Source organism: Pseudomonas sp. (assembly GCF_036387035.1).
Taxonomy (GTDB): domain Bacteria; phylum Pseudomonadota; class Gammaproteobacteria; order Pseudomonadales; family Pseudomonadaceae; genus Aquipseudomonas.
The window spans coordinates 1-26,967 of record NZ_DASVUM010000077.1; the positions used below are offsets into that span (position 1 = coordinate 1).

Genomic DNA, 26,967 nt, shown 5'->3' on the forward strand with positions numbered 1-26,967 from the left:
GCGTGCGGGATAAGTTTGAAGGTCCGGACTTCGTGCCTAATAATATTTAGCGGGACCTTCGCTCGTGATACTTGCGCTAAAAGCTTTCACTAAAGCACGCAGGTTTCGTGGAAGTCCATTCTAACTTCACGAGCTGTGAGCTTAGTTGAAATATTTCACGCCATTATTGATGCCGGCAAATTATCCACGGATCGATTTATGACCACTCGACTACCGAAAAGAACCTTATGAAATTCACTGACACTTACGTCAATCGTGAGGAACGCTTTGCACTAGGACTAGAAGAATCTTCCGGAAGGTTTTATGTTTCATTTCCGGTAAGTAACGGCATAACGGACCACGAAGAGTATTACGCGATTAATCGTGCGCAGCTCGATCTATTTCATAAGGACCATAACTTTGCACTGGCGTTTGTCACGAAATGCAGGAACAGACAATTAGACGAGCTGCTTATCGAGAAACCGGGGGATGTGAGAGGCTCCGCTATATAATGCCCCTAAGCCAATCATAATGATGGTCGCAGCTGTTGGAAATGGATAACACCCGGCACCCAGCAGCACGGTGCGACGTGGTACTTTATTCCAAATCGCGGAGATTGCTCATCCGCCAACCCTATAGGCTCAATCGGGAATTAACCATGAACATCCCAAGACTCAAAGGACTAGCCATTGCACTTGAATACCAGCTGTTAATACATTCCAAGATAGATCCAGAAGCCGTGGCTCTTCATGCTGACTTGACGCCATTATTGATACAAGCAAAAGCTGGCACCCTCACGAGCCCGCTTGAAGTGCGAGACGTGCCGGGACGTTATCGCTTTACAGAGAGAAACCTGCAGCAGTACCGCGACTTGGAAAACGCATTCGCGGCGTTCTCGATTGAGGCAAGAGGGGGAGAGACGCCAGCTTTGAAATGGCTTCAAGAACAGATGAAGTGACAACCCGCATTCCGCAGCTAAAAACTATCAGCTTCCGCCGGCGCCTGGATCATTCGGTTGTATCTGACTTTTTGATCGAGGTGACCGGCGGCGAGGTACTGTCGTTAAGACGGGAGATCGAGCGTAGGAGTAAGGGCCAGAACCTGGGTAGAGCTATCTCGAGTACTCTCTGCCATACGCTAGGACGCTCGCGATCGCTACATTATCGCCCGAAAAAGATAGTGATACTGTGGGTCGCAAGCGCATAGTACGCATCACTCTGGCTACAGTTTTATTCTTTGAATTTACACACTAAAAATATCTTATTTAGCCGGTATGCGATGAACGAGGGAGGTGGAATCGGAGATATCCCAAGCTACAGGCTGCTCTCGGAGACCCAGCTCCAAAGCTACAGCGATTTGTCCGAAGCGTACGCTGCGTTCTACATTGAGCTCACTGGCGGCGAGTCCGACGCTCTCAAAGCCTTCAAAGCGAGACGCGGCAAGTAACACGTTCGAGCTCACTGTCGACACAGGATTTGCAAACACAGCTGCATGCGAAGGAATTCACCATGAGCAATATCCAGCTTAAAGCTGCAGCACTCAACCTGGAAACCGAGCTGAAGGCGTATGCCGGTCTCGATGCGGAGGCAGCCGAGCTATACGCTGACCTGAAGCCTCTGCTAAAGCTCGTCATCGAAGGGGCGATTACGACGCCTTGGGAGTGGGGCCAGATTCCGGGGCGATACAGGTTCAGCGAGCGAGGCCTCCAGGCGTACGAAGCGCTTGAGCAGGCGTTTGCAACTTTTTGCATTGAGCTCACGGGAGGAGAAACGCCGGCCCTGAAATGGATGCGTGAATTCAGGTCTCAAAACGACTAGGCGCTGATGGCGTTCGGTTGGCTTGAGCAACGCCCGCCCTCCTCAACCGGCGCCCGTCACCGGTATGCTGCCGGCAGTTTTGGTCACGTGGGCCGGGTAGCTTTTGAATCTTGAAAACGGAAGAAAAGTCATGCAGGACGCCACCACGATGAGCCGCAACGAAACCGCCAAACAAAAAATAGAAGCGGCCATTCGTGCCATTGACTGCGCACTGCCCGAGCGGACGCAGGCGATTGTTGAGATCACCACCGCAGATCAACTCATTCGCTTCAAAGCAGAACTACTGAAGGCTTTACACCTGATTTCGGGAGGCGAGATTCCGGAACTGATCAGCCATCGTAAGCTCGGGATGGCTAGAGTCATTACGGATCAGTGGCCTTACAACTTGAGACTGGGTTTGATCATTATCGAGGCTGAGCAAGCCTTCGAAGCGATCTAACCGTGCCCTGCAACTGCCTTCCGGTTCCATCCCGCCGGGCTATCGGATGACGTCAACCCACACCGCGCCGTTTCCGTCGCTATAACCGTTCACAAATCAGCGACGCGAGATACCCACCAAAACAAGCCCAGATGAATCATCGAGCAATCAGTCATCCTGCGACGCCCTTCAAGACGCGATCGACGTGAACCATCTGCTCAAATACCAGCGCCTCCGCGCTTCGCGAATTTGGTCAATTTGCATGAACGTGTAGGGCGTATGCACTGATTTTTCTTGAAGGCGGAGCGCGCGTAGCCCTCTGATGATGTGGCGAGCGTGAAACAACGCGGCGATGCAAAACGCCTGCAGTCCAACCATAGCGACTATTGCAGCAGTTAAATGGCCGAGTGAATTTATAGTAATACTTGCCGCCAGGGTTGTAGCCCCGGCAACTAACACCGGATTATACGAGGCAGGTGATCGCTGCCTATCCTGATACCTCGGCTGGACTTTTAGCCCGTTATATTCGAACGGATGAAAGGATGGTCTACCTCTGGCCAGTACATAGTAGGCCAGCAGCGTGATACCAACCGGGGCGCACCCTAGCAATAAGGGCACAAGACCCTCTTTGCCCCACATGCTTCCTGCAGCGAGATACGCGACCGAGCAGACTGGTAAGCAAAACGCGCCTAAAAACGCCACGACCAGCGAGGTCATATAAACGGTAAATCTCTCACAAAAATAAACCAGGTAGAGAGTCCACAGAATCGCCAGTAGCGCTACCACGAGGTACAGACGCCAGAAATACTCAAGATTTGATGGACCTAGGGCTATCATGGATAAAAGGAATGTTAGCAATGTCCAACTGACCTTCTTGAGATTATGCGCATCAATCATTACCGTTCCCTAGCCCATAAGCACATACGTGCATCGTCGGTCACTGAAGGTTGACCAGACAAAAACTCGACCTCATCCGCACCGCCTTGCTCACCGACAACCAACCTGTGTAAAGCTTTGGGCAGCGAGCTTTACCAGATATTGCATAATGAGGCAGCGCTAAAGCTGCTTTAGCAAGCAAACTGGAGCCCTCCGAACGATGACATTCAGCCACACTTACGTAAACCGCGAAGAGATGTTCTCCCTGGGCGTCGAAGAAACCTCAGGCCAGTTCTACGTATCATTCCCCGTAAGCAGCGGCTTCGCAGACTACGAAGAATATTACGCAATTGACGCACACATGTCCGAACGCTTCCACCACGATCTCGCCTCAGCGCTTCAATTCGTCAACCGCTGCCGCCGGAGGGAGCTGGACGAGTTGCTGATACAAAAGCCAGGCTGGAACAGAGGCAGCGCGATCTAGCAAACGCGGCCGCATGACAGGGAACGACGAATTGAAAAAAGCCATCGACTACATCGACGAAGCTATTGCGATCACGCGCCTGAGGGAGGCATCGTGTCCAGCGTTCCCCCTTTACGCGAGCTCGCTGATCCAACTCGACTTCATCAGAAACATCCTGCTGGGCGTCGAAAAAGACAAAAGCCGCCTGCACAAACTGACGATTGGCGCGTGGGCCGCGAAGGAGTTTGAGGATACGGATCCGGAGCTTGCCCGTGCACTTGGCACTGCTTACTACATCGGCATCCAGATCGGTCGCGGTTTGAAAATCCAGCTTCCCGACGGCCAGCCCCTGGAAAGCCTTCACTGCCCATCTCCCCCATCTCAGGAGTGAATTGATTGACGTCCACCGATCTGCAGCATCTCTACAACAAAGCCTGGCTGTTCGCTTCTCACGCCCACGTCGGGCAGATGATGAAGGGATCGAATCTGCCGTACACCACCCATGTTGCGATGGTCGCCAACGAGCTGATTTTCGCGGACCGGGAAAGTGACATCGGTGATCTGGCCATCGCCATGCCTGCCGCCCTGCTGCATGACGTGATCGAGGACACTGGAACGTCGGAAGAGGCATTGGCTGAGGTGTTCGGCGCCGCTGTCGCATCGACCGTCGCCTGCCTCAGCAAGAACCTGATCGTGCCCTTCTCGGATGAGCGCTATTTCCAGGCAATCGCCGCGCATTCCCGGGAAGCGGCCGCGATCAAGTTGTGCGACCGGATTACCAATCTTCAGTCCGCGCCATCGACGTGGTCTTTGGAAAAGCGCGCGTCTTATCACGAGGAGTCTGCGCAGATCCTCGTAGCGCTTGGGCATACCAATGAGTATCTGAATCGCCGGTTGACGGATGCCATGGCGCGGTACAAATCCTTGTACGTCGATGAGCAGCGGGAAATCTGAAGACCTCTTCGTGAGCAAGGCGAAGGACAAAGAGGCGGCGGCGTCGCGAACGCACCAGGCGCCGGACAAACCGGCAACCCGCTGAGAAGTTGCTGCACCCGCGACAACGGCTGCTCCTGCCCCCGCGCCTCGCCGTCGGCAGAAGTTGACGCCGGATTCGAACTCGGCACAACCTCCTCCACCCGCCCCGCGCGACCCGGAACCGCCCTCAACCCACCTCGCACTTCCATCACCCGCTCCTTCTGATAAATCCCGTCCAAAAACAAAAACGACCCTCGACCCAAGCCATCGACTCACGCCACACCCCGGAAAACTACACCTCGCTCACCCCTCAAAGATGCAAATATCGCGAAAAATCGTCCGAATCCGAAGCGCGCCCGGCCATCTTTTTTTTCTCCATTTTCCTTAGTTGCTCCGTTAGTTCAAATCAGTAGGTGAACCGGTTCACCTTTTCGCGCTTTTCTTTACACCTGCCAAAGGGATCCAATACAACCCTGCAGCCCTTGATCCATAAGGGCTACAGCCATTCCAGGCACTCCACGACCCCCATTAGTAGCCTTGAGACATCATTGCGAGCTGTATCAAATGTGAGAAAAACTTCGCGTCTGTAGGAACTTTCCCACACAATTAACTGCCTGAGCTGACACTGCTGGCTACTAGCTATCGGTGTGATCGCAGTGCGCGTTCACCTAACCTTCGCGGCGAGTTTTCGGAATGACATTCATCCGGACTGCTTCTCGAGAAGGTGTCCAGCCGGGCAACGCGTATCTCTCCACGCTGTCACGTCGCATTCGCCGCATTGTTGAGAAGGGTTCAGGGACGATGTACCAATGACTCAAACGTTCGACGTAGAAGCGCTCATAAAACTGCGCAGCCAGACCCGGGCCATTTCCGACGTGCTTAAGGCACAGGCGTCTGATTACCTGGCGACGCTGGCGCTGTTGATTCGCCCGCAGAATCTGTTCGGTGAGTACCTCCAGGGTGCCCAGCGCAGCAGTGGTCGGGAAACCCAGCACCATTTCAAGGAACTCAAAGAGCTGTACGACAGAATTGGTTCGGCGTCTCCGTTCCAGTTGGTCAATGAAATGGAAGTGCCGCTGAACCTGATCAGTACCACCCCCGAGCTGTTCCCGCTGGAATACGACAAGGTCCTGGCCGAAAGCGGTCAGACCATTCGCATCACCAGCCCGACCCGCTGGGTGATTGGTTTCAATTCGTTTGATCTGGCGCGGTTTCGCAAGGTCATCAAAGACCCTAACCGCAGCAGCGCCGAGCTGTACCGCTTTGTCGTGCATTACCTGGTGCTGTTTTATTGCGTCAGCAAATCACCGGGTCTGGGGCGTTTGTTCGACGGCTTGCGGTTTCCGGTCAGCTTCGAGCGACTGAAGGATTTTGGCGACTTGCCGTTCTGCGTGATCAGCTCGCCGGTGCGCTCGACGCTGCCGGACGACTCGGTCATTCGCAGCAGCACGCAGATCGCCGGCAACGCCAGCTTTGAGGAGCTGGTGGGCCAGGACAGCATCATGGAAATGAAAGATGAGATTCGTCAGCGCCTGCTGATGACGATCGAAGGACTGTAAAGCACTCGGCTCAACGTCGAGCCGACACGCAAATGACTTGCAGCGAGTTGCTCGCACAGGAGAACACGATGGCGAAGAAGGAAAGTACCCAGCACAAACTCGACCGCGTTCGCGCCCCTCGGGTCCACATCACTTACGACGTCGACATCGGCGATGCTCAGGAAAAGAAAGAGCTGCCCTTTGTCGTCGGCGTGCTGGGCGATTTTTCCGGCAACCCCCTTGAGCCGCTGCCCAAGCTCAAGGATCGCAAGTTCATCTTCATCGACCGCGACAACTTCAACGGCGTGCTCAAGGGCATCAAGCCTCGCCTGGCCTACCGCGTCGACAACACGCTGGCCAAGAATGGCACGCAGTTGGGCGTCGAGCTCAACTTCAACGCCCTCGAAGACTTCGAACCGCAGAACGTGGTCAAGCAAGTCGAGCCGCTGCGCAAGCTGCTGGAAGTGCGCAACAAGCTCGCCGACCTGCGCAACAAAATGGGCGGCAACGACAAGCTCGAAGAGCTGTTGATGGACGTGTTGCAAAACACTGAAAAGCTGAAAACGCTGGGCAAGGAATTCGGTCGCGAAGCCGCCGTCCCCGCCACCGACGCCAAAGAGTAAGCAGGAGCACGACCATGAACGACAAACAAACCGTGGCCCAGCAGGACAGCGATCTGGTTGAAGTGGAAAACTTCGCCCCGCAGTCTTCGCTGCTCGACAGCATCATTTCCGAAAGCCGTGTGGCCCGCTCCGAAACCGAACGCACCCGCACCCGTGATCTGATCGGCGAGCTGGTGGGTCAGGTCCTCGAAGGCGAAATGACCCCGAGCAAAGACCTGATCGCCGTGCTCGATGCGCGCATCGCCGAGATCGATTCGATGCTCTCGGAGCAGATGAACGAGATCATGCATGCCCGTGAATTCCAGCAGCTGGAAGCGTCCTGGCGTGGCCTGAAATACCAGGTCGACCAGACCGAGACCAGCACCACGCTGAAGATTCACCTGCTCAACGCCTCGAAGAAAGACCTGGTCCGCGACCTCAAGGCCTCGTCGGAATTCGACCAGAGCGCGCTGTTCAAGAAGATCTACGAAGAAGAGTACGGCACCTTCGGTGGCGCTCCGTTCGGCATGCTGTTGGGTGATTACGAGTTCAACCGTAACCCGGAAGACATGTACCTGCTCGAAGAGATCTCCCACGTGGCCGCCGCTGCCCACGCACCGTTCATTTCGGCGGCCTCGCCCGAGCTGTTTGGCTGGGACTCGTTCACCGACATGTCCGGCCCGCGCGACCTGGCGAAGATCTTCGACACCGTCGAATACGCCAAGTGGAAATCCTTCCGTAACTCCGAAGATTCCCGTTACGTCGGCCTGACCCTGCCCCACGTGCTGGGTCGCCTGCCGTACGGCCCGGATACCACGCCGGTCGAAGAATTCAACTTCGTCGAAAGCGTCGACGGTCGCGACCACAACAAATACCTGTGGATGAACGCTGCCTACGCACTGGGCACCCGCGTGACGGATGCGTTCTCGCGCTACGGCTGGTGCGTGGCGATTCGCGGTGTGGAAGGCGGCGGTCTGGTGGAAGGCCTGCCGACCCACACGTTCAAGACCGATGACGGCGAAATCGCCCTCAAGTGCCCGACCGAAATCGCCATCACCGACCGCCGCGAGAAAGAACTCTCCGACCTCGGTTTCATTCCGCTGGTGCACTGCAAGGGCACTGACTACGCGGCGTTCTTCGGCACTCAGTCGACCCAGAAGCAAAAGCAGTACAACACCGACATTGCCAATGCCAACGCCCGTCTCTCGGCGCAACTGCAGTACATCTTCGCCACCTCGCGCATCGCTCACTACATGAAGGCGATCATGCGCGACAAGGTCGGCAGCTTTGCGTCACGCAAGGACGTCGAGATGTTCCTCAACAAGTGGCTGTCCAGCTACGTGCTGCTCGACGACACCGCCAGCCAGGAAGCCAAGGCCAAGTTCCCGCTGCGTGAAGCACGTGCCGAAGTCTTTGAAGTGCCGGGCAAGCCTGGCGTGTACAAGGCCGTGACTTACCTGCGTCCGCACTACCAACTGGATGAGCTGACGGCGTCGCTGCGACTGGTTGCAGAACTGCCGCAATCCACACGCGGTTAACCGAACCGGGTTTGCCAGGGAGGCAACATGAGTAGCCAACACAAGCTGTTGCCGTCACTGCTGGACCGGTTGCTGGACGACCGTCCGCACCAGTCCGTTGAAGCCTCGGCGCAACGCTTGTGTTCGCTGGCCGATTACAAGGCCAGCATCGTGCGTGACCTGGAAATCCTGGTCAACACCCGTCAGTCCCTGGTGGCTGGCGAGCTCGCCGGTTTCCCGCAACTGCCGGGCACGATTCTCGATTACGGCATGCCCGATTTCACCAGCAAAAGCGTGCTCGACCCCCAGGACCGTTATCTGATCCAGCAGCAGCTGGAGAAGGCGATTTCCGGCGGCGACCGGCGCTTTCGCAGCGTCAAGGTACAACTGCTCGCACAACAAACCGGCCAACGCATGCTGACGTTTCGCGTTGATGCCGTACTGCGCCTGCAAGACATCTCCCGTCAGGTTTCCTTTGACGCGGTGTTGCAGGTCAATACCCAGGAATACACAGTACAGAACCTCAACTGATGCTCGACGACCTGCTCCCCTATTACGAAAAGGAACTGTCGCACCTGCGCTTTCTGGGCCAGGAGTTCGCGAGCCAGTACCCGAAAATCGCTTCGCGGTTGCTCATCGAGGGCGATAACTGCGAGGACCCGCATACCGAGCGGTTGATCGAGGCGTTTTCGTTTCTCTCGGCACGGGTGCACAAGAAGCTCGATGACGAATTTCCGGAAATCGTCGAGTCGTTCCTTGAGGTGCTCTACCCACACTACCTGCGCCCTACTCCATCGATGTCCATCGTGGAGTTCAGCCTGGGCAAGAACGAGAAGGTCACCGAAGCCTACCGCGTCGCGCGTCACACCGAGATCCACGCCACCCCCATTGACAGCGTGGTGTGCAAGTTCCGTACGTGCTACCCGGTCGACCTGTGGCCGATCAGTGTGCAGCAGGCCTCGTTCATCGAAATGGAACGCTCGGCCTTCAACGGCCATAGCGCGGATCTGGTGGCGCGTTTGCGCATTGGCCTGACGGCGACCTCCGACGTGCTCTTCGGGCAAATGGAGATGGACTCGCTGCGCTTCTTCCTCGACGGCGAAAGCACACTGATGCTGCAGCTGTACGAACTGCTGTTCAACAACCTGGCCAAGGCCACGCTGACCTTCGAAGACGAAGGCCGCCTGCGTGAAGTGGCACTGCCCGCCAACGCCTTGAAAGCTGTCGGGTACGGACTGGACGAAGGGCTGGTGGATTACTCGGAGCGCTCGTTTCTGGGCTACCGCCTGCTCCACGAATACTTCACCTTCCCGGACAAGTTCATGTTCTTCGACCTGTCCGGTTTCGGCCGCGTGCTGGCGGGCAAGGCGCTGAGCAAGGTCGAGATCAATTTCTACTTCTCGGACTATGACCTGCACGACCGTCTGGCGCGCCTGACGCAGAACATCGGCCGCGCCAACTTCAAGCTCAACTGCACGCCGATCATCAACCTGTTCCGCCAGCAGGCCGAGCCGATCACCCTGACCCATGCGCAGCATGAATACGCCATCGTTCCCGACGTGCGCATGCAAAACACGGCCGAGGTGGTGTCCATCGACCAGGTGCGTCGGGTCAAGAAAATCGGCGGACTGGAACAGGTCACCACCTGTCATCCGTTCTTCGAGCCGCGCAACGATCAAGGGCCGGGCAACAGTTACTGGATCGCCCGCCGACGACCGTCCCAGAGCCGGCAACGGGAAGGCACCGACGTGTTTATTCGTGTGGTGGACCGGGATCTGGAGCTGATCAACTCGGCCAGCGACACCTTGAGCATCCGCCTGACCTGCAGCAACCGCGACCTGCCCTCGCTGCTGCCCTTCGGCGGCGCGCGTGGGGATTTCAGTGTCCCGACAGGCTCGGTCATCGACGACATCCGCTGCCTGCGCAAACCCACCGCCTCGGTGCGCGTGCCCTTGGGCAACGGGGTGATCTGGCGCCTGGTCTCGCACCTGTCGCTGAACCATATGTCACTGGTCAGCAAGGGTCGCGACGTGCTGCTGGAACTCTTGTCGCTTTATAACTACCGCAACACCTCCGCCATCCGTAAGCAGATCAACGGGATCGTCTCGGTGAGCAGCGAGCCGGTGGTCGCGCGGATCGGCCACCCGCGTCCGAATTTCGTGCGCGGCGTGGGCGTCACCCTCAAATTCGATGAAAGCCAGTACACCGGCAGCGGCGTGTTTCTGTTCGGCATGGTGCTGGACCACTTCTTCGGGCAGTACTGCTCGATCAACAGTTTTACCCAACTAACCCTGCGCACCTTGCAGCGCGAAAAGAGAGTGGTCCAATGGCCCCCGCGAACCGGCGATCAACCCCTGGTCTGATTGACCAGGCAAGGGCTGAGCCGCACCGATTCGAATTCTTTCAGTTGGTGCGTTTGCTCCGCCTGCATTACAGCAGGAACGGGCGAATGGACCTGCAGACGCGGCCCCATGAAGACCCGTTGCGCTTCCGTTCGCAGCTGTCGCTGAATTTTCCGGCGAGCGAAGTCAGCGACCTGAAGTTCGAGCGCGAGGGCAAGGTGTCGGCCGCCGGGCTGCCGCTGACCGAAGTGCAAGTGACGTTCATGGGCCTGGTGGGACCGTCCGGCGTGTTGCCGCGCCCGTACACCGAGCTGTTGCTGGAGCGGCACATCCAGTACCGCGATGACGCTGCCCATGCGTTTCTCGACGTGTTTTCGCACCGCATGACCACGCTGTTCTACGAGGCCTGGCAAAAGTACAAGTTTTACATTGAGTACGAGCGTAATGGCACCTCGAACTTCGATCGCTACCTGTTGCACCTGGTGGGCCTGGGCCCGCAGGCGCAGAAGCAGAAGTTCGGCCCGCAAGGCTCGCCGCTGCGTCGGGAGCTGTTCAGCTACTTCTCGGGCATGTTCGCGCAGAAGCCGCGCAACGCGCTGAACCTGCAAGTGATGCTGGGGTTTTATTTTTCGTTGCCGTTCAAGGTCCGCCAGTTCGCCGGTGGCTGGCTGAGTCTGGACGTCAGCCAGTGCACACAGCTGGGGCGCAAGAACGCTGCGCTCGGTCAAAGCGCCGTCGTCGGCAACCGGGTCTGGGATTACCAGTCGAGCGTACGGATTGAAATCGGCCCGCTGGCACTCGCCGATTACCGACGCTTTCAGCCCGGCACCGAGGACTACCGCAAGCTGGTCGAGCTGGTGCGTTTCTACGTCGGCGCCCACCTGGATTTCCAGATCGCGCCGAGCCTCAAGCGTGAGGCCGTGCCGCTCGCCAGAATCGGCCGTCAGGGCAACGTCGCGCTGGGCTGGCTGGGCTGGCTGAAACGTCCGGGCGCCGATGTCGAGCCGGCGCGCTGTGCTCTTTTCCATATTCCTTTTGATGGGGTCTCACTGTGAACCTGAAGTCGCTGTTCGCCAAACTGAACGAAACCAGTCGCACAGCCACAGAAGGCGCTGCCGCCCTGTGCTTGTCGGAGAACCACTACGACGTGGAAGTCGAGCACTTGCTCTTGCAACTGCTGGACAACAACGCCAACGATCTGCCGGCGATCCTTCGTCATTACGACGTGGTGCCTGAGCGCCTGCAGGCGCAGTTGGTCACGGCCCTGGGCACCTTCAAAAAAGGCAACACGCGCACCCCTGCCCTGTCGCCACACATCACCCGGATGATCGAACAGGCCTGGGTGCTGGCCTCCATCGAGTTCGGCCAGAGCCAGATCCGCACCGGTTACCTGATTCAGGCGCTGCTGGACGATGACGAGCTGCACCGCGTCGTCGTGGCGTCGGCGCCGGAGCTGGACAAAATCAATGCCGACGACCTGCGGGTCAATCTCGGCGCGCTGGTGGAAGGCAGCCCGGAGTCCGGCCTGGCCAGTCCGCTGGAGGGCCCGAAGCCGGCCAACGGCCGCACCGTTCAGGGCAACGGCAAGACGCCGGGGCTGGATCAATACACCATCAACCTGACCCAGAGCGCCCGCGACGGCCGTATCGATCCGGTGCTGGGCCGCGAGTTCGAAGTGCGGCAGATGGTCGACATCCTCACCCGTCGCCGGCAGAACAACCCGATCCTGACCGGTGAAGCCGGCGTGGGTAAAACCGCCGTGGTTGAGGGCCTGGCGTTGCGCATCGTCCAGGGCGACGTGCCTTCAGTGCTCAAGGACGTGGCCATCCACACCCTGGATCTGGGCTTGCTGCAAGCGGGCGCCGGGGTCAAGGGCGAGTTCGAAAACCGCCTGAAGTCGGTCATCGAGGAAACCAAACGCAGCCTGCACCCGATCATCCTGTTCATCGACGAAGCTCACACGCTGATCGGCTCCGGCGGTCAGGCCGGGCAAAACGATGCCGCCAACCTGCTCAAACCGGCGCTGGCCCGGGGCGAGTTGCGCACCATTGCGGCCACCACGTGGGCCGAGTACAAAAAGTATTTCGAGAAAGACGCTGCCCTCGCCCGCCGCTTTCAAGTGGTCAAGGTGGAGGAGCCGGACGAAGACAAAGCCATCTATATGTTGCGGGGCCTGCTCGGCAAGATGCAGGAGCACCACAAGGTGACGGTCATGGATGAAGCGCTGGTGCAGGCCGTGCGCCTGTCCAACCGCTACATCACCGGGCGTCAGTTGCCGGACAAAGCCGTTAGCGTGCTCGACACCGCCTGCGCCCGCGTGGCGTTGGCTCAGTCGGCCCAGCCCGGGCCGCTGGAAGACTGCAAGCGCCAGATCGACAACGTACAGGCCGAGATCGCCGTGCTGCAGCAGGAAGCCGCCAAGGGCAGCGATCACACGCGCCGCCTGGCCGCGTTGAGCGACGAGTTGCAGGGTGCTCAGCAGACCCGCGAAACCCTCGAACAGCAATGGCAGCGCGAACTGGACCTGGTGAAAAAGCTCGCCGAGCTGGGCAGCGCCCAGACACCCGACGTCAGCCAGATTTCTGCCGTGCGCGCGGAGCTGTCGGAGGTCCAGGGCGAGCAGCCGCTGGTCCACGCGCTGGTGGACGGCGGCACCATCGGCGAAGTGATTTCCGGCTGGACCGGCATCCCGCTGGGCAAGATGCTGCGCAACGAAATCGACACGGTGCAACGCCTTCCGGCCCTGCTGGGCGAGCGCGTGCTCGGCCAGGATCATGCGCTGGCGGAGATCGGCAAGCGCATCAAGATCTCCCGTGCCCGCATGGAAGACCCGAACAAGCCCATCGGCGTGTTCCTGCTGCTGGGTCCGAGCGGCGTCGGCAAGACCGAAACCGCCCTGGCGCTGGCCGACACCCTGTATGGCGGTGAGCGTAACGTCATCACCATCAACATGTCCGAGTACCAGGAAGCCCACACGGTCTCCAGCCTCAAGGGCTCGCCGCCGGGCTACGTCGGTTACGGCGAAGGCGGCGTGCTGACCGAAGCGGTCCGGCGCAAACCGTACAGCGTGGTGCTGCTGGACGAAGTGGAAAAAGCCCACCCGGACGTGCTCGAACTGTTCTTCCAGGTCTTCGACAAGGGCGTGCTGGATGACGGCGAAGGGCGCGAGATCAACTTCCGCAACACGGTGATCATCCTGACCTCCAACACCGGCACCGATCGCATCATGCAGCGCTGCCTGAACACCACCGAGCAGCCGACGCCGGACGAGATCGTCGAGGACCTGCGCGACGAGCTGAATCAGGTGTTCAAGCCGGCCTTCCTCGGGCGCCTGACCATCGTGCCGTATTACCCGGTGCAGGACGAGATTCTGGAGCGCATCGTCGCGCTCAAGCTTGCGCGCATTCGCAAACGTTTCGAGCGCAATCACCAGGCCGTGCTCGGTTACGACGAGGCGCTGGTCAAGGCCATTGCCGCGCGCTGCACCGAAGTCGACAGCGGCGCACGCAACATCGACAACATTTTGTCCAAGACCCTCATGCCGGAACTGTCCCAGCACGTGCTGGAGCGCATGGCCGAGGACAGGCCGATTCAGAGCCTGAACATCGAACTGGGCAGCGACGGTGATTTCGCCTACCGCCTCACTTGATTGGATTCGGCTTGATTTGATCGAGCATTCATAGGTAGCAGTCATGAATATGCGAAACAGGGAACGTCTTTACGCCGGGGCCGGCCGGGCAACGCGCGTGACCCTTCTGGCGGTCGTTATGGCGCTCAGCGCCTGCGGCATCACCGACCGCGCGAGCAAGCGCGTCGACGACACATGGGCAGGCGACATGCTGTTCGGCGACAAGGAAAAAGTCATCCTGACCGCCGACGGCGGCAACCAGCTCAACCCCGATGAAAGCGGTCGGCCGCTGTCCGTGGTCCTGCGGGTGTATCAGCTCACGTCGCTGGAGCGTTTCGCCTCCATCGACGCCGATGCGCTCTGGGACAACCCGCAGCAGGCTTTGGGCAACACGCTGATCGACAGCCAGGAAATCACCTTGCTGCCAGGCATGGGCCAGATCGACCAGTGGCCGCTGAACAAGGGCACCGGTTATGTCGGCGTCGCGGCGTTTTTTCGTTCCGACGAGAAGAGCCATTGGAAAGTCGCCTTCGACGCCAACTCCCTGCGCAAGGACGGCATCTGGTTTTCCTCGGACGGCCTGCGCGTGCTGGTCGACAACAACCACGTGCTGGCGGTACGCGGCAATGACGTGCTCAACAAGCCGCAGACCGAGGCGCAGTTCGCCAGGAGCAACGTCATGCCCGCCGCGGAGCCTCCCGCCAACACTGGCAACCCGCCGCTGAGCCAGCAGGTGCAGGACGCCATGGTACAGAAGGCAAAAGACACCGCCGTGGACTCCGCCCAGCAGAGTGCCCAGAAAGGCGTGCAGTCAAAGTTCGATTCATTACTGGAAGGCGTTCATGAGTAAGCAGAGCCGCGTGATGTGGTCCGAAGGGATGTTTCTTCTGCCACAACATTTCCAATACCAGGATGAATTCCATCAGCACCAGCTCGCCGAATCGGCGCTGCGCAGCACGCCCTTCCATTGGGGCGTGCAGGCCATGCAGATCGACGAAGAGGCGCTGGCCAGCGGATCCCTGCAGTTCAAGCGCCTCAAGCTGGTGTTTCCGGACGGCAGCCTGTTCGACGCGCCGCAGCACGACCCGCTGCCGGCGGCGCGTGATCTGCGCGAGCTGCTCAAGGGCAACGACTTCAAGGTGTATGCCGCCTTGAAACTGCCCGAGCCCTTTGGCCTCAATTACGTCGAAGACGGTCAGGAGCAGAAAAGCGCGCGGCGCTTTCGCAAGCAGTTCGACACCCTGCCCGACCTCAACGAAGGCGACCTTGAAAACGAAATCACCAGCCTGCGCCTGAACGTGGTGATGCTGATCGACGGCGACTCGCTGGACGGCTACAGCTACTGCCCGATTGCGCGACTGTCGCGCAACAATATTGGCGGCTTCAGCCTCGACACCCACTTCGTGCACCCGACGCTTCACCTGGGCACCCACGAAACCCTGATCGGTCTGGGCAAGCGCCTGCTGGGCGCCCTGCACTCAAAAAGCAAAGCGCTGTCGGGCCGTCGCCGCGAGCGTGCCGACCAGATCGCCGAGTTCGGTTCCAGTGACGTCACGCTGTTCTGGCTGCTCAACACGGTCAATCGGGCGTATCCGAATCTTGCGCATCTGCTGGCTCACCCGCGGCTGCACCCGGAGCGTCTGTACCTGTTTCTGGCGGAACTGGCCGGTGGCTTGCTGACGTTCTCGCTGGACGTAGAACTCAACGACATCCCCGAGTACAACCACCACGACCCCGCGGCGTCGCTGGTCAAGCTGGACGAGTTGATCCGCACGCTGCTGGACAACGTCATCCCCAACCAGTGCATCGTCATCAACCTGACCCAGACCAAGCCGTCCTACTGGCAGGGCCAGTTGCACGATCCGCGTCTGGTCGATGCCGATTTCTATATTTCAGTGCACGCCGACATGCCCGGCTCCAGCCTGCTGGAACTGGTGCCGCGCGCGGTCAAGGTCGGCTCCCCAGAAGACATCGAAGTGGTGGTCAACAGCGCCATGCCCGGCGCCACGCTCAATCATTCGACGCGGCTGCCCAACGCCATTCCGGTGCGTCTGGACAACCACTACTTCTCGATCGAACCCCATGGCCGGGTCTACGAACGCATGATGAGCGCGCAGGCGATCTCGTTCTACGCACCCAGCGCTTTCACCAACCTCAAGCTTGAACTGATGGCAGTACTCAAATGAGCGAAGCCGTAATGCAAGGCGCCATGGCCGCCGACCAGCCAAAACCGACCCTCAAAGACCTGGTGCAGGATTTCATCAGCATGGCGCTGATCCTGCGTCGTGGTCGTCAAGTGACCTCGGTCACCGCGTTCGAGGAGAGCGTCGACACCTTCTTCGCCTCGCTGGAGCGAGAAGCCCGCGCGTCGAATTACAGCGTCGAGCAGGTCAAGGACACCCAATACGCGTTGTGCGCGTTCCTGGACGAAAGCGTGCTGCGGGCCAAGATGCCCGAGGCGCCGGTCGTGGCAAAAACCGATACCGCTGCAGTTACAACACCCCCTTCGCCTAACGCCGCACTTGAAGCGCCGACGGAGAAAGTCAACGAGCTGCGCCGTCACATCGAGGTCTCCCCGCTGCAGTTCCGCCACTTCGGCGTGCACCTGGCAGGCGAAGGCTTTTTCGACAAGATCGAGGCGTTGCGCGCCGACGTCAAACGCAACCTGGACGTGCTCGAGGTGTATCACCTGTGCCTGGCCCTGGGTTTCGAAGGCAAGTTCAGCGTCGCCGACGGCAAGGATCAGCTGCGTTACCTGGCCAACACCCTCGGCCAGGACATCGCCCGTTACCGCAAGACCCCCAAGGCGCTGTCGCCGGACTGGGCGCTGCCGGATCAGGTCTCGCAGATGCTGCGCCACGAGGTGCCGGTGTGGATTTACCTGGCACTGATCGCACTGGTCTGTCTGGGGGTGTACCTGACCCTGGACTGGCTGCTGGGCAAGGACGTCGCCTTATTGTCCGAACACATCAGCCAATTGTTCAGTGCCTGAGCACTGCTCGGGTAAGCGAGTCAGGAAGACATGAAAACACTACTTCGCGCTCTAAAAAGTTTCTGGTTCCTCTTCATTGCGCTGTGGCTGGGGAGCCTGGCCGCGTGCGTGGTCATCGCGGCACGCAACCAATGGTCACGTGAATACCTGCAGCAGGTCATGCTGGTGGTCAGCGTCGGTTTTGTATTCGTTGCCTTTATCCGGCACATACAACGCATTCACAAAGAACGCAATCTCGAGCGTCTGGTGCACCGCGAAGTCGACCGCTCACTGCCGGCCGACGGGGACTTCCGCGACCAGCAAGTGCTGCGCGACCGCCTTAAACATGCGATCAGCATGCTGCGCGCCGATCGCTCGGCGGGCGGCGGCGGTTCTTCGGCACTCTATGAGCTGCCGTGGTACTTGGTGATCGGCATGTCGGCGGCGGGCAAGACCTCGCTGCTGACCCGCTCGGGCTTGTCAGCCACCGCCGCCGGTGGACAGACGTCCGGCGAGAGCGGCACCCGCCACTGCGACTGGTATTTCAGCCCCGAAGCGGTGTTGATCGACACCGCCGGCCGTTACCTGACCGACGACCAGTCAGCGAGTGAATTCACCGACTTCCTGCAGTTGCTGAAAAAGCAGCGCAAGAAGACGGCGATCAACGGCCTGGTGCTGGTGGTCAGCCTGCCGGAACTGCTGGCGGCCACGACCTCCGAGCGTGCGCAAATGGCCCTCCAGCTGGTGGCGCGTATCGAGGAATACAGCCGCAGCCTGGACGCCCATCCGCCTATTTACCTGATGCTGAGCAAGACCGACCAGTTGCCGGGATTCAATCAGGCCTTCGACGGTCTGGACCTGAACGAGCGTCAGCAGCCGCTGGGCATGACCTTCGCGCTGTCGGAGATTCGCACCCACGGCCTGAAGACGGTGCTGGACAGCAAGCTGAGCAACCTGCACAACGGCGTTCAGCGTCACGTCGATGCGCAGATGACCCGCCTTGGCGCCGACGCCAACAGTGCGCTGCTCAACTTCCCTAACTACTTTGCCGGGCTGTCGAGCGTGCTGGTGCCGTTCCTTGAGCACTTTATTCAGCCGGCGAGCCACGGCGGCCCGCTGCTGCTTCGCGGCCTGTACTTCACCAGCGCGCTGCAGACCGCTCAACAGTTGAGCCAGGTGTACGAAGACGATGTGGCTGAGGATTTCGCCCTGCTGCCGGCCAAGGACCGCGGCCACGCGGCGCAGGCCAACGGCAGGAACAACAGCGAGCGCAGCTACTTCATCACCGACACGTTCCGCCGGGTGATCTTCCCCGATCGTGAGCTGATCTCCTATCAATCCCGCACCGGCCGCGACACCTCGATGACCCCGGTGGTCATCGCCGCCGCTGTGCTTGCCGGTCTCGGGTTCATCGGCTGGCAAGCGCTGTCGTTCCAGCACAACCGTGAATGGATCGCCGGGCTGCAAGACAAGCTGAATGAACTGGGCGAGGCCCCCGACCGCGCGCAGCGCATGGCCGCCGGTGAAGGCCTGGAGCTGCTGCGCAACGAACTGGCGCAGGTCGAAAAACACCGCGCCAAAGGTGTGCCGCTGCAACTGGGTGCCGGCTTGTACCGCGGCGACGAGATCTTTGCCGCCGCGCAGACCGCCTACCTCCAGCAGCTGCGCAGCCAGGCCCTTGAGCCGGTGGCGCTGACGCTGCAAATGCAAATGCGCGCGTTCAACGCGTTCACCCAATCGGTGGATCCTCAGAACGAACTCGCCGCCACCGCCGGTAAACCCGGCAGCAAGCCTGCCAAGGGCCAGAAACTGGCGGATCGCGGCGTGCGCAGTTTCGCCGCCGGCACCGGCAAGCCGACCCTGAGCAGCATCCCGCGCAGCGTGGGCGATGCCGGCAGCCGTCTCAAAGGCGCCGTGCGCAGCAACGTGACCAAGACCCGCGAAGCGGCCCTCGCCGACCTGCGCAACCCGGCCACCGCCCATGACGCCGCCGAGCTGTCGGCGACCACTGGCGGGCTGTCCTTGTCCGAGGAAATGCTTGGCCGGCTGGACGAACAGCAAGTCGCGTCGATCATCGAGTCTTACAACGCGCTGAAGCTGTACCTGATGCTGACGCAACCCGGCGCACACACGGACCCGGAATTCGTCAGCGCTGCCTTGCCGGTGGCCTGGAGCAATACCGCTTCTGCGGACAGCCAGGTCAGCGACAAGGTCATCACCGACAACGTGCCCGTGTACGTGCAGTTGCTCAACAGCGGCCAGGCCCCTGCCCTGCCCCGCAATGACCAGTTGGTTGAGGAAACCCGCAAGAGCCTCAAGTCGTTCATGATCTCCAGCTCGCTGGTGGACCGTGAATACCTGCGCCTGCAACTGGAGGCCAGTCGGCAGTTCCCGGCCGTGGGCCTCAACGAACTGGTGCCGTTGCCCGGCCGCCAATTGCTGTACGGCAGCGAAGCGGTGCCGGCGATTTTCACCCGCCAGGGGTGGGACGGTTTCGTCAAACCGGAGCTGATCAAGCTGATGTCGAGCAACCTGCGCAACGAGTCCGACTGGGTGCTCGACGGCGACGGCGGCGACAGCATCATCCAGAAAGCCAACTTCATGCGCGAGTTCATGGCGCGCTACAAGCGTGACTACGCCCAGTCCTGGTACACCTTGCTGAGCAGCGTCGGCGTGCGCCACTTCACCGACATGGCCAACGCCACGCAACAGTTGTCGCTGCTGAGCGACGTGCAGAACTCACCGGTGAAAATCCTGCTGTCCGGGGTCAACGACAACACCCAGTGGGACGTGCCTGCGCCACAGGTCAATCAGCAGCCCGGCGCACCGAAGCCTGACGATTTCTGGAGCAAGGTCACCGGGCTGTTCAATGGGCCGCAAGGGCCGACCGCCGCCATGCTGTCGCCGCTGCCTGCGGTGGACGACGGCAGCCTGGCGCAGCGTTTCGAGCCGGTGTCGCGGGTCTTCGCGGCACAGAACGCCGAAGGTGCGGACAGCACGATCATGGACCGTTACCTGGCCGCGCTGCGCAAACTCAAAGTGCGGATGAACAACATCCAGCGCTCTCAGGACGTGGGCAAGAGCAGCAAGCAGCTGATCAGCGAAACGCTGGAAGGTCAGCCGAGCGAAGTGACCAACGTGCGCAACTACGTCGAGACCACGGTGGACACCAGCCAGGGCGGCCTGTCCGAGTCGCTGCAGGGCCTGTTCAGCCTGCCGATCCAGTTTGCCTGGGAAACCCTGCGCGACCCGGCCGGCCAGCAGATCGCCAAAGCCTGGGCGCAACAGATTGCCAAGCCGTGGGAACAGGTCATGGCGCACCGCTACCCGATCGCCGCCGGCAGCCGCAACGAAGCGTCGGTCAAAGACCTGCAGCGTTTCGTCGACCCCGAGTCGGGCCTGCTGCCGAACTTCAAGCGTAATGAAATCGGCAACCTGTCCGGCGGTGAAGGCCTGGGCATGGGCAGCGGCGCCAAGAGCGCGCCGCTGGTCAACCCGAACATGGTCACCAGCATCGACAAGGCCAGCTCCCTCGGTCAGGTCATCGCGAGCCTGTCGGACAAGGAAAACGGTTTTGAAATCATGCTCGAGCCGTCGGCCTATTTCACCGACATCATCTTCACCCTCGACGGTCAGGTTCAGCATTACCGCAACGGCAAAACCAGCTGGAGCCGCTTCTCCTGGCCGGGCACCACGACGGCGCCGGGCGCGCGCCTGGACGTCGTCACGCTGACCGGCGAACGCATCACCGTGTTCGACTACCCCGGTCGGTGGGGCCTGTTGCGCATGAACGACAGCGCCCGGGTCGACGACCTCGACGGCATCCAGCAGCGCTTCAGCTGGAACACTGCCAACGGTCAGGTCAGCCTCGCTGTGCGCAACTATGGCGGGGTCAAGCTGACCGATCTGGCCAATGTCAAATCCCTGAGCGCGTTGAACACGCCGTCCAAAGTCGTCGCCGAAGGATCGCCGAAGTGATGAGCACCGCGCGCAACCTCGAACGCCTGCGGGAGCGTCGTCGATGATCGGCTGCTTCGGCAAACTGCCGTCGAGTGCGGACTTCATCAGTCTGCACGGCGCGGCGGATGACGTCTGCGAGTTCGACGGCTGGCTGCAGGCGTCTCTGGCGGCGATTCATGCGCGGGAAGACTGGCGGGCGCAATTCGATCGCCTGCCGGTGTGCTTCTTCTCGTACCGCGCACGCTCCGGCAACTGGTTGCTGGGCGGTCTGGTCAGCTCGATGGATTCCAGCCAGCGACGCTACCCGCTGTTCATTTACCAGACCGTCAAGGCAGGCGACGGCGAACCGCTGGTCAACCCGTTCACCCTGAGCGAGCTGTTCTGCGCGCAGATAAAGCCGCTGTTGCACCTCGGTGCCCAAGGTGCGCAGTCGGCCGTGCTGTTCGAGCGAATCAAGGCGCTGCGCCCATTGCAGGGTCAGGACTTCGCCCTCTTTCGCCAGGTGCACGACAAATTCCTGCGCAACTTCAGCCTGCGCGACATCGCCACGGCGCTGGAACAGACCTACCCGGAGTTCGTCACCAACGCCATGCTGACGCGGCTGAACGCGTTGCGCCGCCCGCTGAATCAGGCACAGGCGCCGAGCATCAGCCTGCCGCTGCCGGCTGAACGCGGCCTGAAGAATCCAACGGCCGACCTCTGGGTCGACTGGCTGACGCGCATTAAAGCCGGCCGCGTGTCGCCCCAGGTCAGCGTACTGGCCGACGATTTCATGCGGCCAAACTTGCTGTGCTTCCCGTCGCGCAGCAACACCGGGCTGTACACGACACTGATCGACCCGGTCGCGCGGCCTGAGCATTACGACGTGCTGGCGGATTTCGCGGCGTTCGATGAACACCACCGAGCGCCTGCGTTTCCCGACACCGATCGCCCCCTTTTTGACGTCATCGACCGTTTTGTCGACGCGCTGGATGTGAAGTCTGTATGAACAAGCTCAAGTATTACCTGCTGCGTTACCAACCCTACATTCTGGGGGTGTGCTTCTTCCTGACGATCTTTGTCGTCTGGGGGATCGGTCGCGCGCTGGACTTCAGTTCCCTGGGCAGCCTGCTTACCGGCATCGCCGTGTTTGTGCTGCTCTCGGTCGGGTACGTGGTGTTTCTCTATAAAAGCCCCTCGCGCCACCACAACCTCGAAGGGCTGCTGCGCGACGACGCCGATCAGGCAGTGTTGAACGCAAGCCCGGCGGACCGTGAAGAGGTCAGCCTGTTGCGCGAGCGCCTGCTGCAAAGCATCGATCGCCTGCGCAGCAACACCCCGCGCGGCGCGCGCGCCAAGGACGCGCTCTATGCGCTGCCGTGGTACCTGGTGGTGGGCCAGCCGGCGGCAGGCAAGAGCACCATGCTGTATCAATCCGGGCTGAATTTCCCGTACGCCGAACGCGAAGGCGTGCGCGTCGCGGGTCTGGGCGGCACGCGCAACTGCGACTGGTTTTTCAGTTCCGAGGCGGTGCTGCTGGACACCGCCGGGCGCTACATGACCGATCAGGAAGAAGCCGGGAAATGGCGCGCCTTCCTTCAACTGCTGCGTCAGCACCGTCAACGCCGCCCGCTCAACGGGCTGATCGTGACGGTGAGTATTCACGACATTCTGCAGGCCTCGCCCGAGGACCAGGAGCGCCTGGCCAAGCGTCTGCGCGAACGCATTCAGGAAACCCACTCGCTGCTGGAAGTGCGCCTGCCGATTTACCTGGTCTTCACCAAATGCGACCTGGTGCCCGGCTTCGCACCGTTTTACCGTCAGCTGGACGACTTGGCCCGCGGCGAAGTGATGGGCAAGACCTTCACCCACAAGGACTATGAAAAAGCCGACTGGGCCCAGCGCTTCGGCGTCGCCATGGACGAACTGGTCAGCTACTGGAAGGACGTGGCGAACCAGCAACTGGTGCTGCAGGACATCCAGATCACCCGTCGGGACTCGGCGGTCTATCGTTTCCCGCTGGAATTGGCGGCGCTCAAACCGCGGCTGCAGCTGTTCGTCGACGCCTTGCTGCGCGCCAATCCGTATCAGAACGCCGAGCTGCTGCGCGGCTTCTACTTCACCAGCGCGCTGGATGCCGACGCGCCGGAGCTGGGGGGCCATACCCGTCAGGTCAGCGAGCGCTTCTCCCTTGAAGCCGAGCAGGCAGCGGCCAGCGGTCACGCCCAGCCGCAGCCGCTGTTCATCAACAGCCTGTTTCGCAAGGTGATCATTCCTGATCAGCATCTGGTCGCGCTGTACACCAGCAATGTCCGTGAACGCCGTCGCAAGGCCGCGTGGGTCGGCGGCGCGAGCCTCATCGCACTGCTGCTCTGTGGCGCGTGGGGCTGGTCGTACTGGAACAACAAGACCGAGATCCAGACGCTTTCTGCCGGGCTGAACGCCGCGGCGGCCCAGGATGAAGCGTCACCGGGGCAGTACACCGCCTGGCAAACCCTTGATCGTCTGCGCGTCGGGACCGCTGATTACTACACCCGGCACCACGATCAGGGCGTGCCGCTGCGCCTGCGTCTGGGCCTTTACCAGGGTCACAACGTCGAGCCGCTGGTGCGTGCGCGTTACTTCAACCGGCTGGAGACGGTCATGCTCAAGCCGACCGGTGACAACCTCACCCGTTCGCTGTACCTGCTGACCACCATCAAGGTCTACCAGCGCAACGCCAAGGACCTGATGCCGGTGACGGGCGTGGACAGTGTCGAGCCGCGCGCCCTGCCCAACGATAACCGTGCGCAGTCGATCGCCGACTTCGGCAAGGCGACGCTGGAGACCTACGTTCAGCTGTCGCGCTCGCAGCGGGAGAAAGCCGACCCGGCTTTCCTCAAAGCCAGGATTCCGGATTACTGGTACCCGGCCATCGCCAAACAGACGGGCAAAACCCTCGGCGCGGCCGGCGCTGCGACGAACTCGGGAACGGATTACGAACTCGCCAGCCGCCAGGTCAATTTCTACAGTGACCAGATCCACGAGCCGGACGTGCCGAGGATTCTCGACAATGCGTTCCTGACGTCCAGCTCGCGCAACTACATCAACAGCCTGCTCTCGCAGTCGCTGCGTTCCATTGAGACCATCACGCTGGAATCGGACACCCTGTTCGCCTTCGGCCGTGCCGATTTCCAGAGCCTGAAAACCGAAGGCCAGAGCCAGTTGAGCGCTATCGCCGGCAAGCTGCTGAGCACCCCGAACATCGGCAAGATCATCATCGCCGGCCACGCCGATCAGCTCGGCGATCGCCAGGGCAACCTGCAGGTGTCCAGGCAGCGCGCGCAGACCATCAAGACCTATCTGGTCGGCAAGGGCGTACCCGCCGAACTGGTCGAAGCCGTGGGCGAAGGCAGCGAGAAGCCGCTGGTCAAGTGCGACATGCAGCAGCCCCGCGCGCAGTTGATTCAGTGTCTTGAGCCGAACCGGCGCGTAGAAATCGAGGTGCGTGCGCTCAACTGATCGCGCGCGCCTGTGTAAAGAACCCGGCGCCCGGGCCCTGTTTTTTTTGGGCCGGGCAGCGGCAACCGATCCCTCTGAATCATTCGGAGGGGTCACATCACGGGGCGTTGATATGGCCGCATGACGGCCGGCCCCAACCTGTAAGAAAGGAGAAGTAAGAAATGGCATTTGACGCATATATTCAGATCGACGGCATTCCAGGCGAAGTTCTGGATGACAAGCACAAGGACTGGATTGAAGTACTCGGCTACGAGTACGGCGCCACCCAAGCGACGTCGGCGACTGCCAGCTCTTCAGGCGGTGCGTCCTCCGAGCGTGTTGCACTGAGCGATTTCAGCATCCGCAAAGCGGTCGACAAAGCGTCCGCGAAGCTGTTCGAAGCGTGCTGCAAAGGCACCCACATCGCCAAGATCCAGCTGAACGTCAACCGTGCCGGCGGCGACAAGCTGACCTACCTGACCATCAACCTGGAAGAGGTTGTGGTGTCGTCGGTCAAGGCCGTCGCCGGTGGCAGTCAGGACGGTCAGGACAAAGCCGTCAGCGATCTGCCGATCGAAGAGATCAGCTTCAACTTCGCTCGCATCAAGACCACCTACACCCAGCAGAGCCGTGCCGATGGCCAGGGTGGCGGTAACGTCACCGGCGGTTGGGACCGTACCGCGAACAAGGTTTTTGCTTGATCGGGTAGTCACAGCGGTCCGTTGCCTGGCGCAGCGGGCCGTATCCAACACCGCGCCGGCTGGATGGGCGCGGTGTTCTTTTTTCTTGCACCGAGTTGACCATGTCTGAATTTCTCAACGACCTTTCACTGACCGAACTGACAGCACCGATCAATGGAGGAAGCGGCGAAGACCTGAGCTTTTCCACGCTGTTCGACAACGTCAAGGAAGCTCGTCGAGCGGACCCTGATTATTTGACCCAGGGTGACTGGCAGACCGATCTGAAATCTTCGGATTGGGACCTGACGATCACCCTGGCGGCACAGGGCCTTGCTCGGCAGAGCAAGGATCTGATGCTCGTCGCCTGGCTCAGCGAAGCCCTGGCGCACCGATATCACTTCATCGGCATCACCTTCGGCCTGACCCTGGCCGAACGCATTTTGCAGCAGTTCTGGGATGACCTGTACCCGGCGCTGGACGAGGGCCTGGACCAGCGCGCCGCGCGGTTGGCCTGGTTGAAAACCACCCTGGCGGACGTGGTCGGCGGACTGCCGATCACTCAGGGCGATCAGTTCGGCCTGCTGCGCTACGACGAGTCCCGGCACATCGAGAACCTGGCCTTGCAGAATCCTCAGGCCATGCGCATTGCGCTGGACGAAGGCAAGATCAACGCCGAAATTTTCCAGCGTTCCGTGGTGCTGACCGACACCGAGCACTTCCTGCGCAAGGCCTCGGAAATCACCGACAGCCTGCAGGCCTGCCGTCAATTGCAGGCTACGGCCGATCGCTTGTTCGGCCACGAAGCACCGAGCTTTGCCGGCCTGAGCGAGATCCTTTCCCGGGCCGCGCAACTGGCTGAAAAACTGCTCAAGGACCGTGGCGTTGAAATCAATCCGGCGCCCGCCCCACCCGCCTCCGAGCCTTTGGCCGAACCGGCCGATCAACACGCTGCAGGGCCTGCCATGACCATCACCGTGAAAGACACCGCGTCGGCGCCCCTGCGCACTACCCCGCTGACCCGTGACGAAGCCTTCACGATGCTGGCAGGCGTCGCCCAGTTCTTCAAACAGACCGAGCCGCAAAGCCCGGTGCCGTACCTGATCGAACGCGCTATCAAATGGGGCAACATGCCGCTTGAAGGCTGGCTCAACGACGTCATCAAAGACAGCAACGTGGTGGACAGCATCCGCGATGTGCTGGGGACCAAAGAGCCCAAGGGCTAAAATCCCCGGCGGGACCGGCGTTAGTCGGGAATTGCCGGTGGTACGGGGACAAGGCGGTACACCCAGTGGGACCGGCTTCAGCCGGGAAATGCCGGGTGGTACTGGGACAAGGCGGAACACCCAGTGGGACCGGCTTCAGCCGGGAAGGCGTCACTTGCCCCGCCGCTAAATCGACGCCCCGCGCAAATATCGTAGGAGCCGGCTTGCTGGGGAATGCAGTGTGTCAGCCGCGCTCTATGCAATTGACGGAACGCGTTCGCCAGCAAGCCGGCTCCTACAAATTTTGCGCCAGCCGCTGATTTTCCGCACTGCCGAGATCCACTGAGCAAGCCGGCTACAAATTTTGCGTCCGCCTCTGATTTTCGGCACTGCCGAGATCCACTGAGCAGGCCGGCAACAAATTTTGCGTCAGCCGCTGATTTGGGCAGTGCCGAGATCCACTGTGGGAGCCGGCTTGCTGGCGAATGCGGTGTGTCAGCCCCCCTTTTCGTGACTGACCCGACGCATTCGCCAGCAAGC

At 60.5% G+C, this 26,967-nt stretch carries 22 protein-coding genes; 21 read left to right on the forward strand and 1 reads right to left on the reverse strand.

The genetic code is table 11. From position 1 onward, the window contains the following. Positions 1 to 637: 637 nt before the first annotated feature. The 3 genes from VF672_RS07040 to VF672_RS07050 all read left to right on the forward strand — a co-directional run bounded on the left by VF672_RS07040 (position 638) and on the right by VF672_RS07050 (position 2,235). On the forward strand, positions 638 to 937 hold the full coding sequence (locus VF672_RS07040; RefSeq protein ID WP_331103032.1) for a hypothetical protein: 300 nt from the start codon (positions 638 to 640) through the stop codon (positions 935 to 937). Positions 938 to 1,487: 550 nt separating this feature from the next. Further along, entirely contained in the window at positions 1,488 to 1,796 is a 309-nt protein-coding gene (locus tag VF672_RS07045; RefSeq protein WP_331103034.1) for a hypothetical protein, read from the forward strand. A 130-nt stretch (positions 1,797 to 1,926) separates the two neighbouring features. Continuing rightward, positions 1,927 to 2,235, forward strand: a complete 309-nt coding sequence (locus tag VF672_RS07050; RefSeq protein WP_331103036.1) for a hypothetical protein — start codon at positions 1,927 to 1,929, stop codon at positions 2,233 to 2,235. A 168-nt stretch (positions 2,236 to 2,403) separates the two neighbouring features. Here VF672_RS07050 and VF672_RS07055 read toward each other — a convergent pair whose 3' ends face one another. Then, positions 2,404 to 3,111 (reverse strand): hypothetical protein, encoded by a 708-nt coding sequence (locus tag VF672_RS07055; RefSeq protein WP_331103038.1) that lies wholly within the window; start codon positions 3,109 to 3,111, stop codon positions 2,404 to 2,406. Between the two features lie 199 nt (positions 3,112 to 3,310). On the opposite strand from VF672_RS07055, the gene VF672_RS07060 reads away from it, so the two are divergent. The 18 genes from VF672_RS07060 (at position 3,311) to tssA (ending at position 26,448) form a co-directional block, all read left to right on the forward strand. Then, positions 3,311 to 3,574: a hypothetical protein gene (locus VF672_RS07060; protein ID WP_331103040.1), complete on the forward strand. Its 264-nt coding sequence runs from the start codon at positions 3,311 to 3,313 to the stop codon at positions 3,572 to 3,574. Between the two features lie 13 nt (positions 3,575 to 3,587). Beyond that, on the forward strand, positions 3,588 to 3,944 hold the full coding sequence (locus tag VF672_RS07065) for an immunity protein Tsi6 family protein (RefSeq protein WP_331103042.1): 357 nt from the start codon (positions 3,588 to 3,590) through the stop codon (positions 3,942 to 3,944). A 5-nt stretch (positions 3,945 to 3,949) separates the two neighbouring features. Next, complete coding sequence (locus tag VF672_RS07070) at positions 3,950 to 4,507, forward strand: HD domain-containing protein (RefSeq protein WP_331103044.1); 558 nt, start codon at positions 3,950 to 3,952, stop codon at positions 4,505 to 4,507. A gap of 830 nt (positions 4,508 to 5,337) precedes the next feature. Further along, positions 5,338 to 6,087: a hypothetical protein gene (locus VF672_RS07075; protein WP_331103046.1), complete on the forward strand. Its 750-nt coding sequence runs from the start codon at positions 5,338 to 5,340 to the stop codon at positions 6,085 to 6,087. A gap of 68 nt (positions 6,088 to 6,155) precedes the next feature. Then, positions 6,156 to 6,689: a type VI secretion system contractile sheath small subunit gene (gene tssB / locus VF672_RS07080; RefSeq protein ID WP_062387737.1), complete on the forward strand. Its 534-nt coding sequence runs from the start codon at positions 6,156 to 6,158 to the stop codon at positions 6,687 to 6,689. Positions 6,690 to 6,703: 14 nt separating this feature from the next. Continuing rightward, the gene (gene tssC / locus VF672_RS07085) at positions 6,704 to 8,206 is read left to right on the forward strand and encodes a type VI secretion system contractile sheath large subunit (protein WP_081567981.1); all 1,503 of its coding nucleotides are present in this window, start codon (positions 6,704 to 6,706) and stop codon (positions 8,204 to 8,206) included. A gap of 27 nt (positions 8,207 to 8,233) precedes the next feature. Then, on the forward strand, positions 8,234 to 8,716 hold the full coding sequence (gene tssE, locus VF672_RS07090; RefSeq protein WP_331103054.1) for a type VI secretion system baseplate subunit TssE: 483 nt from the start codon (positions 8,234 to 8,236) through the stop codon (positions 8,714 to 8,716). Further along, positions 8,716 to 10,548 (forward strand): type VI secretion system baseplate subunit TssF, encoded by a 1,833-nt coding sequence (gene tssF / locus VF672_RS07095; protein WP_331103056.1) that lies wholly within the window; start codon positions 8,716 to 8,718, stop codon positions 10,546 to 10,548. Before tssE ends, tssF begins: the two co-directional genes overlap by 1 nt. Next, positions 10,512 to 11,582, forward strand: a complete 1,071-nt coding sequence (gene tssG / locus VF672_RS07100) for a type VI secretion system baseplate subunit TssG (protein WP_331103059.1) — start codon at positions 10,512 to 10,514, stop codon at positions 11,580 to 11,582. The genes tssF and tssG overlap by 37 nt, the downstream gene beginning before the upstream one ends. Continuing rightward, entirely contained in the window at positions 11,579 to 14,176 is a 2,598-nt protein-coding gene (tssH, locus tag VF672_RS07105) for a type VI secretion system ATPase TssH (protein ID WP_331103061.1), read from the forward strand. Before tssG ends, tssH begins: the two co-directional genes overlap by 4 nt. 43 nt (positions 14,177 to 14,219) lie before the next feature. Beyond that, the gene (gene tssJ, locus VF672_RS07110) at positions 14,220 to 15,005 is read left to right on the forward strand and encodes a type VI secretion system lipoprotein TssJ (protein WP_414705578.1); all 786 of its coding nucleotides are present in this window, start codon (positions 14,220 to 14,222) and stop codon (positions 15,003 to 15,005) included. Continuing rightward, the gene (gene tssK, locus VF672_RS07115; RefSeq protein ID WP_331103063.1) at positions 14,998 to 16,341 is read left to right on the forward strand and encodes a type VI secretion system baseplate subunit TssK; all 1,344 of its coding nucleotides are present in this window, start codon (positions 14,998 to 15,000) and stop codon (positions 16,339 to 16,341) included. The genes tssJ and tssK overlap by 8 nt, the downstream gene beginning before the upstream one ends. Continuing rightward, positions 16,338 to 17,147 (forward strand): type IVB secretion system protein IcmH/DotU, encoded by an 810-nt coding sequence (icmH, locus tag VF672_RS07120; RefSeq protein ID WP_331103065.1) that lies wholly within the window; start codon positions 16,338 to 16,340, stop codon positions 17,145 to 17,147. Before tssK ends, icmH begins: the two co-directional genes overlap by 4 nt. A gap of 30 nt (positions 17,148 to 17,177) precedes the next feature. Beyond that, positions 17,178 to 21,104, forward strand: a complete 3,927-nt coding sequence (locus tag VF672_RS07125; RefSeq protein WP_331103067.1) for a type VI secretion protein IcmF/TssM N-terminal domain-containing protein — start codon at positions 17,178 to 17,180, stop codon at positions 21,102 to 21,104. A 43-nt stretch (positions 21,105 to 21,147) separates the two neighbouring features. Then, positions 21,148 to 22,074 (forward strand): type VI secretion system-associated protein TagF, encoded by a 927-nt coding sequence (gene tagF, locus VF672_RS07130; RefSeq protein WP_331103069.1) that lies wholly within the window; start codon positions 21,148 to 21,150, stop codon positions 22,072 to 22,074. Further along, positions 22,071 to 24,566 (forward strand): type VI secretion system membrane subunit TssM, encoded by a 2,496-nt coding sequence (gene tssM / locus VF672_RS07135; protein WP_331103071.1) that lies wholly within the window; start codon positions 22,071 to 22,073, stop codon positions 24,564 to 24,566. Before tagF ends, tssM begins: the two co-directional genes overlap by 4 nt. Before the next feature lie 161 nt (positions 24,567 to 24,727). Next, positions 24,728 to 25,246 (forward strand): type VI secretion system tube protein Hcp, encoded by a 519-nt coding sequence (locus tag VF672_RS07140; protein ID WP_331103073.1) that lies wholly within the window; start codon positions 24,728 to 24,730, stop codon positions 25,244 to 25,246. A 101-nt stretch (positions 25,247 to 25,347) separates the two neighbouring features. After that, positions 25,348 to 26,448: a type VI secretion system protein TssA gene (gene tssA / locus VF672_RS07145; protein ID WP_331103075.1), complete on the forward strand. Its 1,101-nt coding sequence runs from the start codon at positions 25,348 to 25,350 to the stop codon at positions 26,446 to 26,448. The last annotated feature ends 519 nt before the right edge of the window (positions 26,449 to 26,967 follow it).

Coding starts and splice junctions, on each gene's coding strand:
- VF672_RS07040 (WP_331103032.1), top strand. CDS start 638: ATGAACATCCCAAGACTCAAAGGACTAGCCATTGCACTTGAATACCAG.
- VF672_RS07045 (WP_331103034.1), top strand. CDS start 1,488: ATGAGCAATATCCAGCTTAAAGCTGCAGCACTCAACCTGGAAACCGAG.
- VF672_RS07050 (WP_331103036.1), top strand. CDS start 1,927: ATGCAGGACGCCACCACGATGAGCCGCAACGAAACCGCCAAACAAAAA.
- VF672_RS07055 (WP_331103038.1), bottom strand. CDS start 3,111: ATGATTGATGCGCATAATCTCAAGAAGGTCAGTTGGACATTGCTAACA.
- VF672_RS07060 (WP_331103040.1), top strand. CDS start 3,311: ATGACATTCAGCCACACTTACGTAAACCGCGAAGAGATGTTCTCCCTG.
- VF672_RS07065 (WP_331103042.1), top strand. CDS start 3,588: ATGACAGGGAACGACGAATTGAAAAAAGCCATCGACTACATCGACGAA.
- VF672_RS07075 (WP_331103046.1), top strand. CDS start 5,338: ATGACTCAAACGTTCGACGTAGAAGCGCTCATAAAACTGCGCAGCCAG.
- tssB (WP_062387737.1), top strand. CDS start 6,156: ATGGCGAAGAAGGAAAGTACCCAGCACAAACTCGACCGCGTTCGCGCC.
- tssC (WP_081567981.1), top strand. CDS start 6,704: ATGAACGACAAACAAACCGTGGCCCAGCAGGACAGCGATCTGGTTGAA.
- tssE (WP_331103054.1), top strand. CDS start 8,234: ATGAGTAGCCAACACAAGCTGTTGCCGTCACTGCTGGACCGGTTGCTG.
- tssF (WP_331103056.1), top strand. CDS start 8,716: ATGCTCGACGACCTGCTCCCCTATTACGAAAAGGAACTGTCGCACCTG.
- tssG (WP_331103059.1), top strand. CDS start 10,512: ATGGCCCCCGCGAACCGGCGATCAACCCCTGGTCTGATTGACCAGGCA.
- tssJ (WP_414705578.1), top strand. CDS start 14,220: ATGAATATGCGAAACAGGGAACGTCTTTACGCCGGGGCCGGCCGGGCA.
- tssK (WP_331103063.1), top strand. CDS start 14,998: ATGAGTAAGCAGAGCCGCGTGATGTGGTCCGAAGGGATGTTTCTTCTG.
- icmH (WP_331103065.1), top strand. CDS start 16,338: ATGAGCGAAGCCGTAATGCAAGGCGCCATGGCCGCCGACCAGCCAAAA.
- VF672_RS07125 (WP_331103067.1), top strand. CDS start 17,178: ATGAAAACACTACTTCGCGCTCTAAAAAGTTTCTGGTTCCTCTTCATT.
- tagF (WP_331103069.1), top strand. CDS start 21,148: ATGATCGGCTGCTTCGGCAAACTGCCGTCGAGTGCGGACTTCATCAGT.
- tssM (WP_331103071.1), top strand. CDS start 22,071: ATGAACAAGCTCAAGTATTACCTGCTGCGTTACCAACCCTACATTCTG.
- VF672_RS07140 (WP_331103073.1), top strand. CDS start 24,728: ATGGCATTTGACGCATATATTCAGATCGACGGCATTCCAGGCGAAGTT.
- tssA (WP_331103075.1), top strand. CDS start 25,348: ATGTCTGAATTTCTCAACGACCTTTCACTGACCGAACTGACAGCACCG.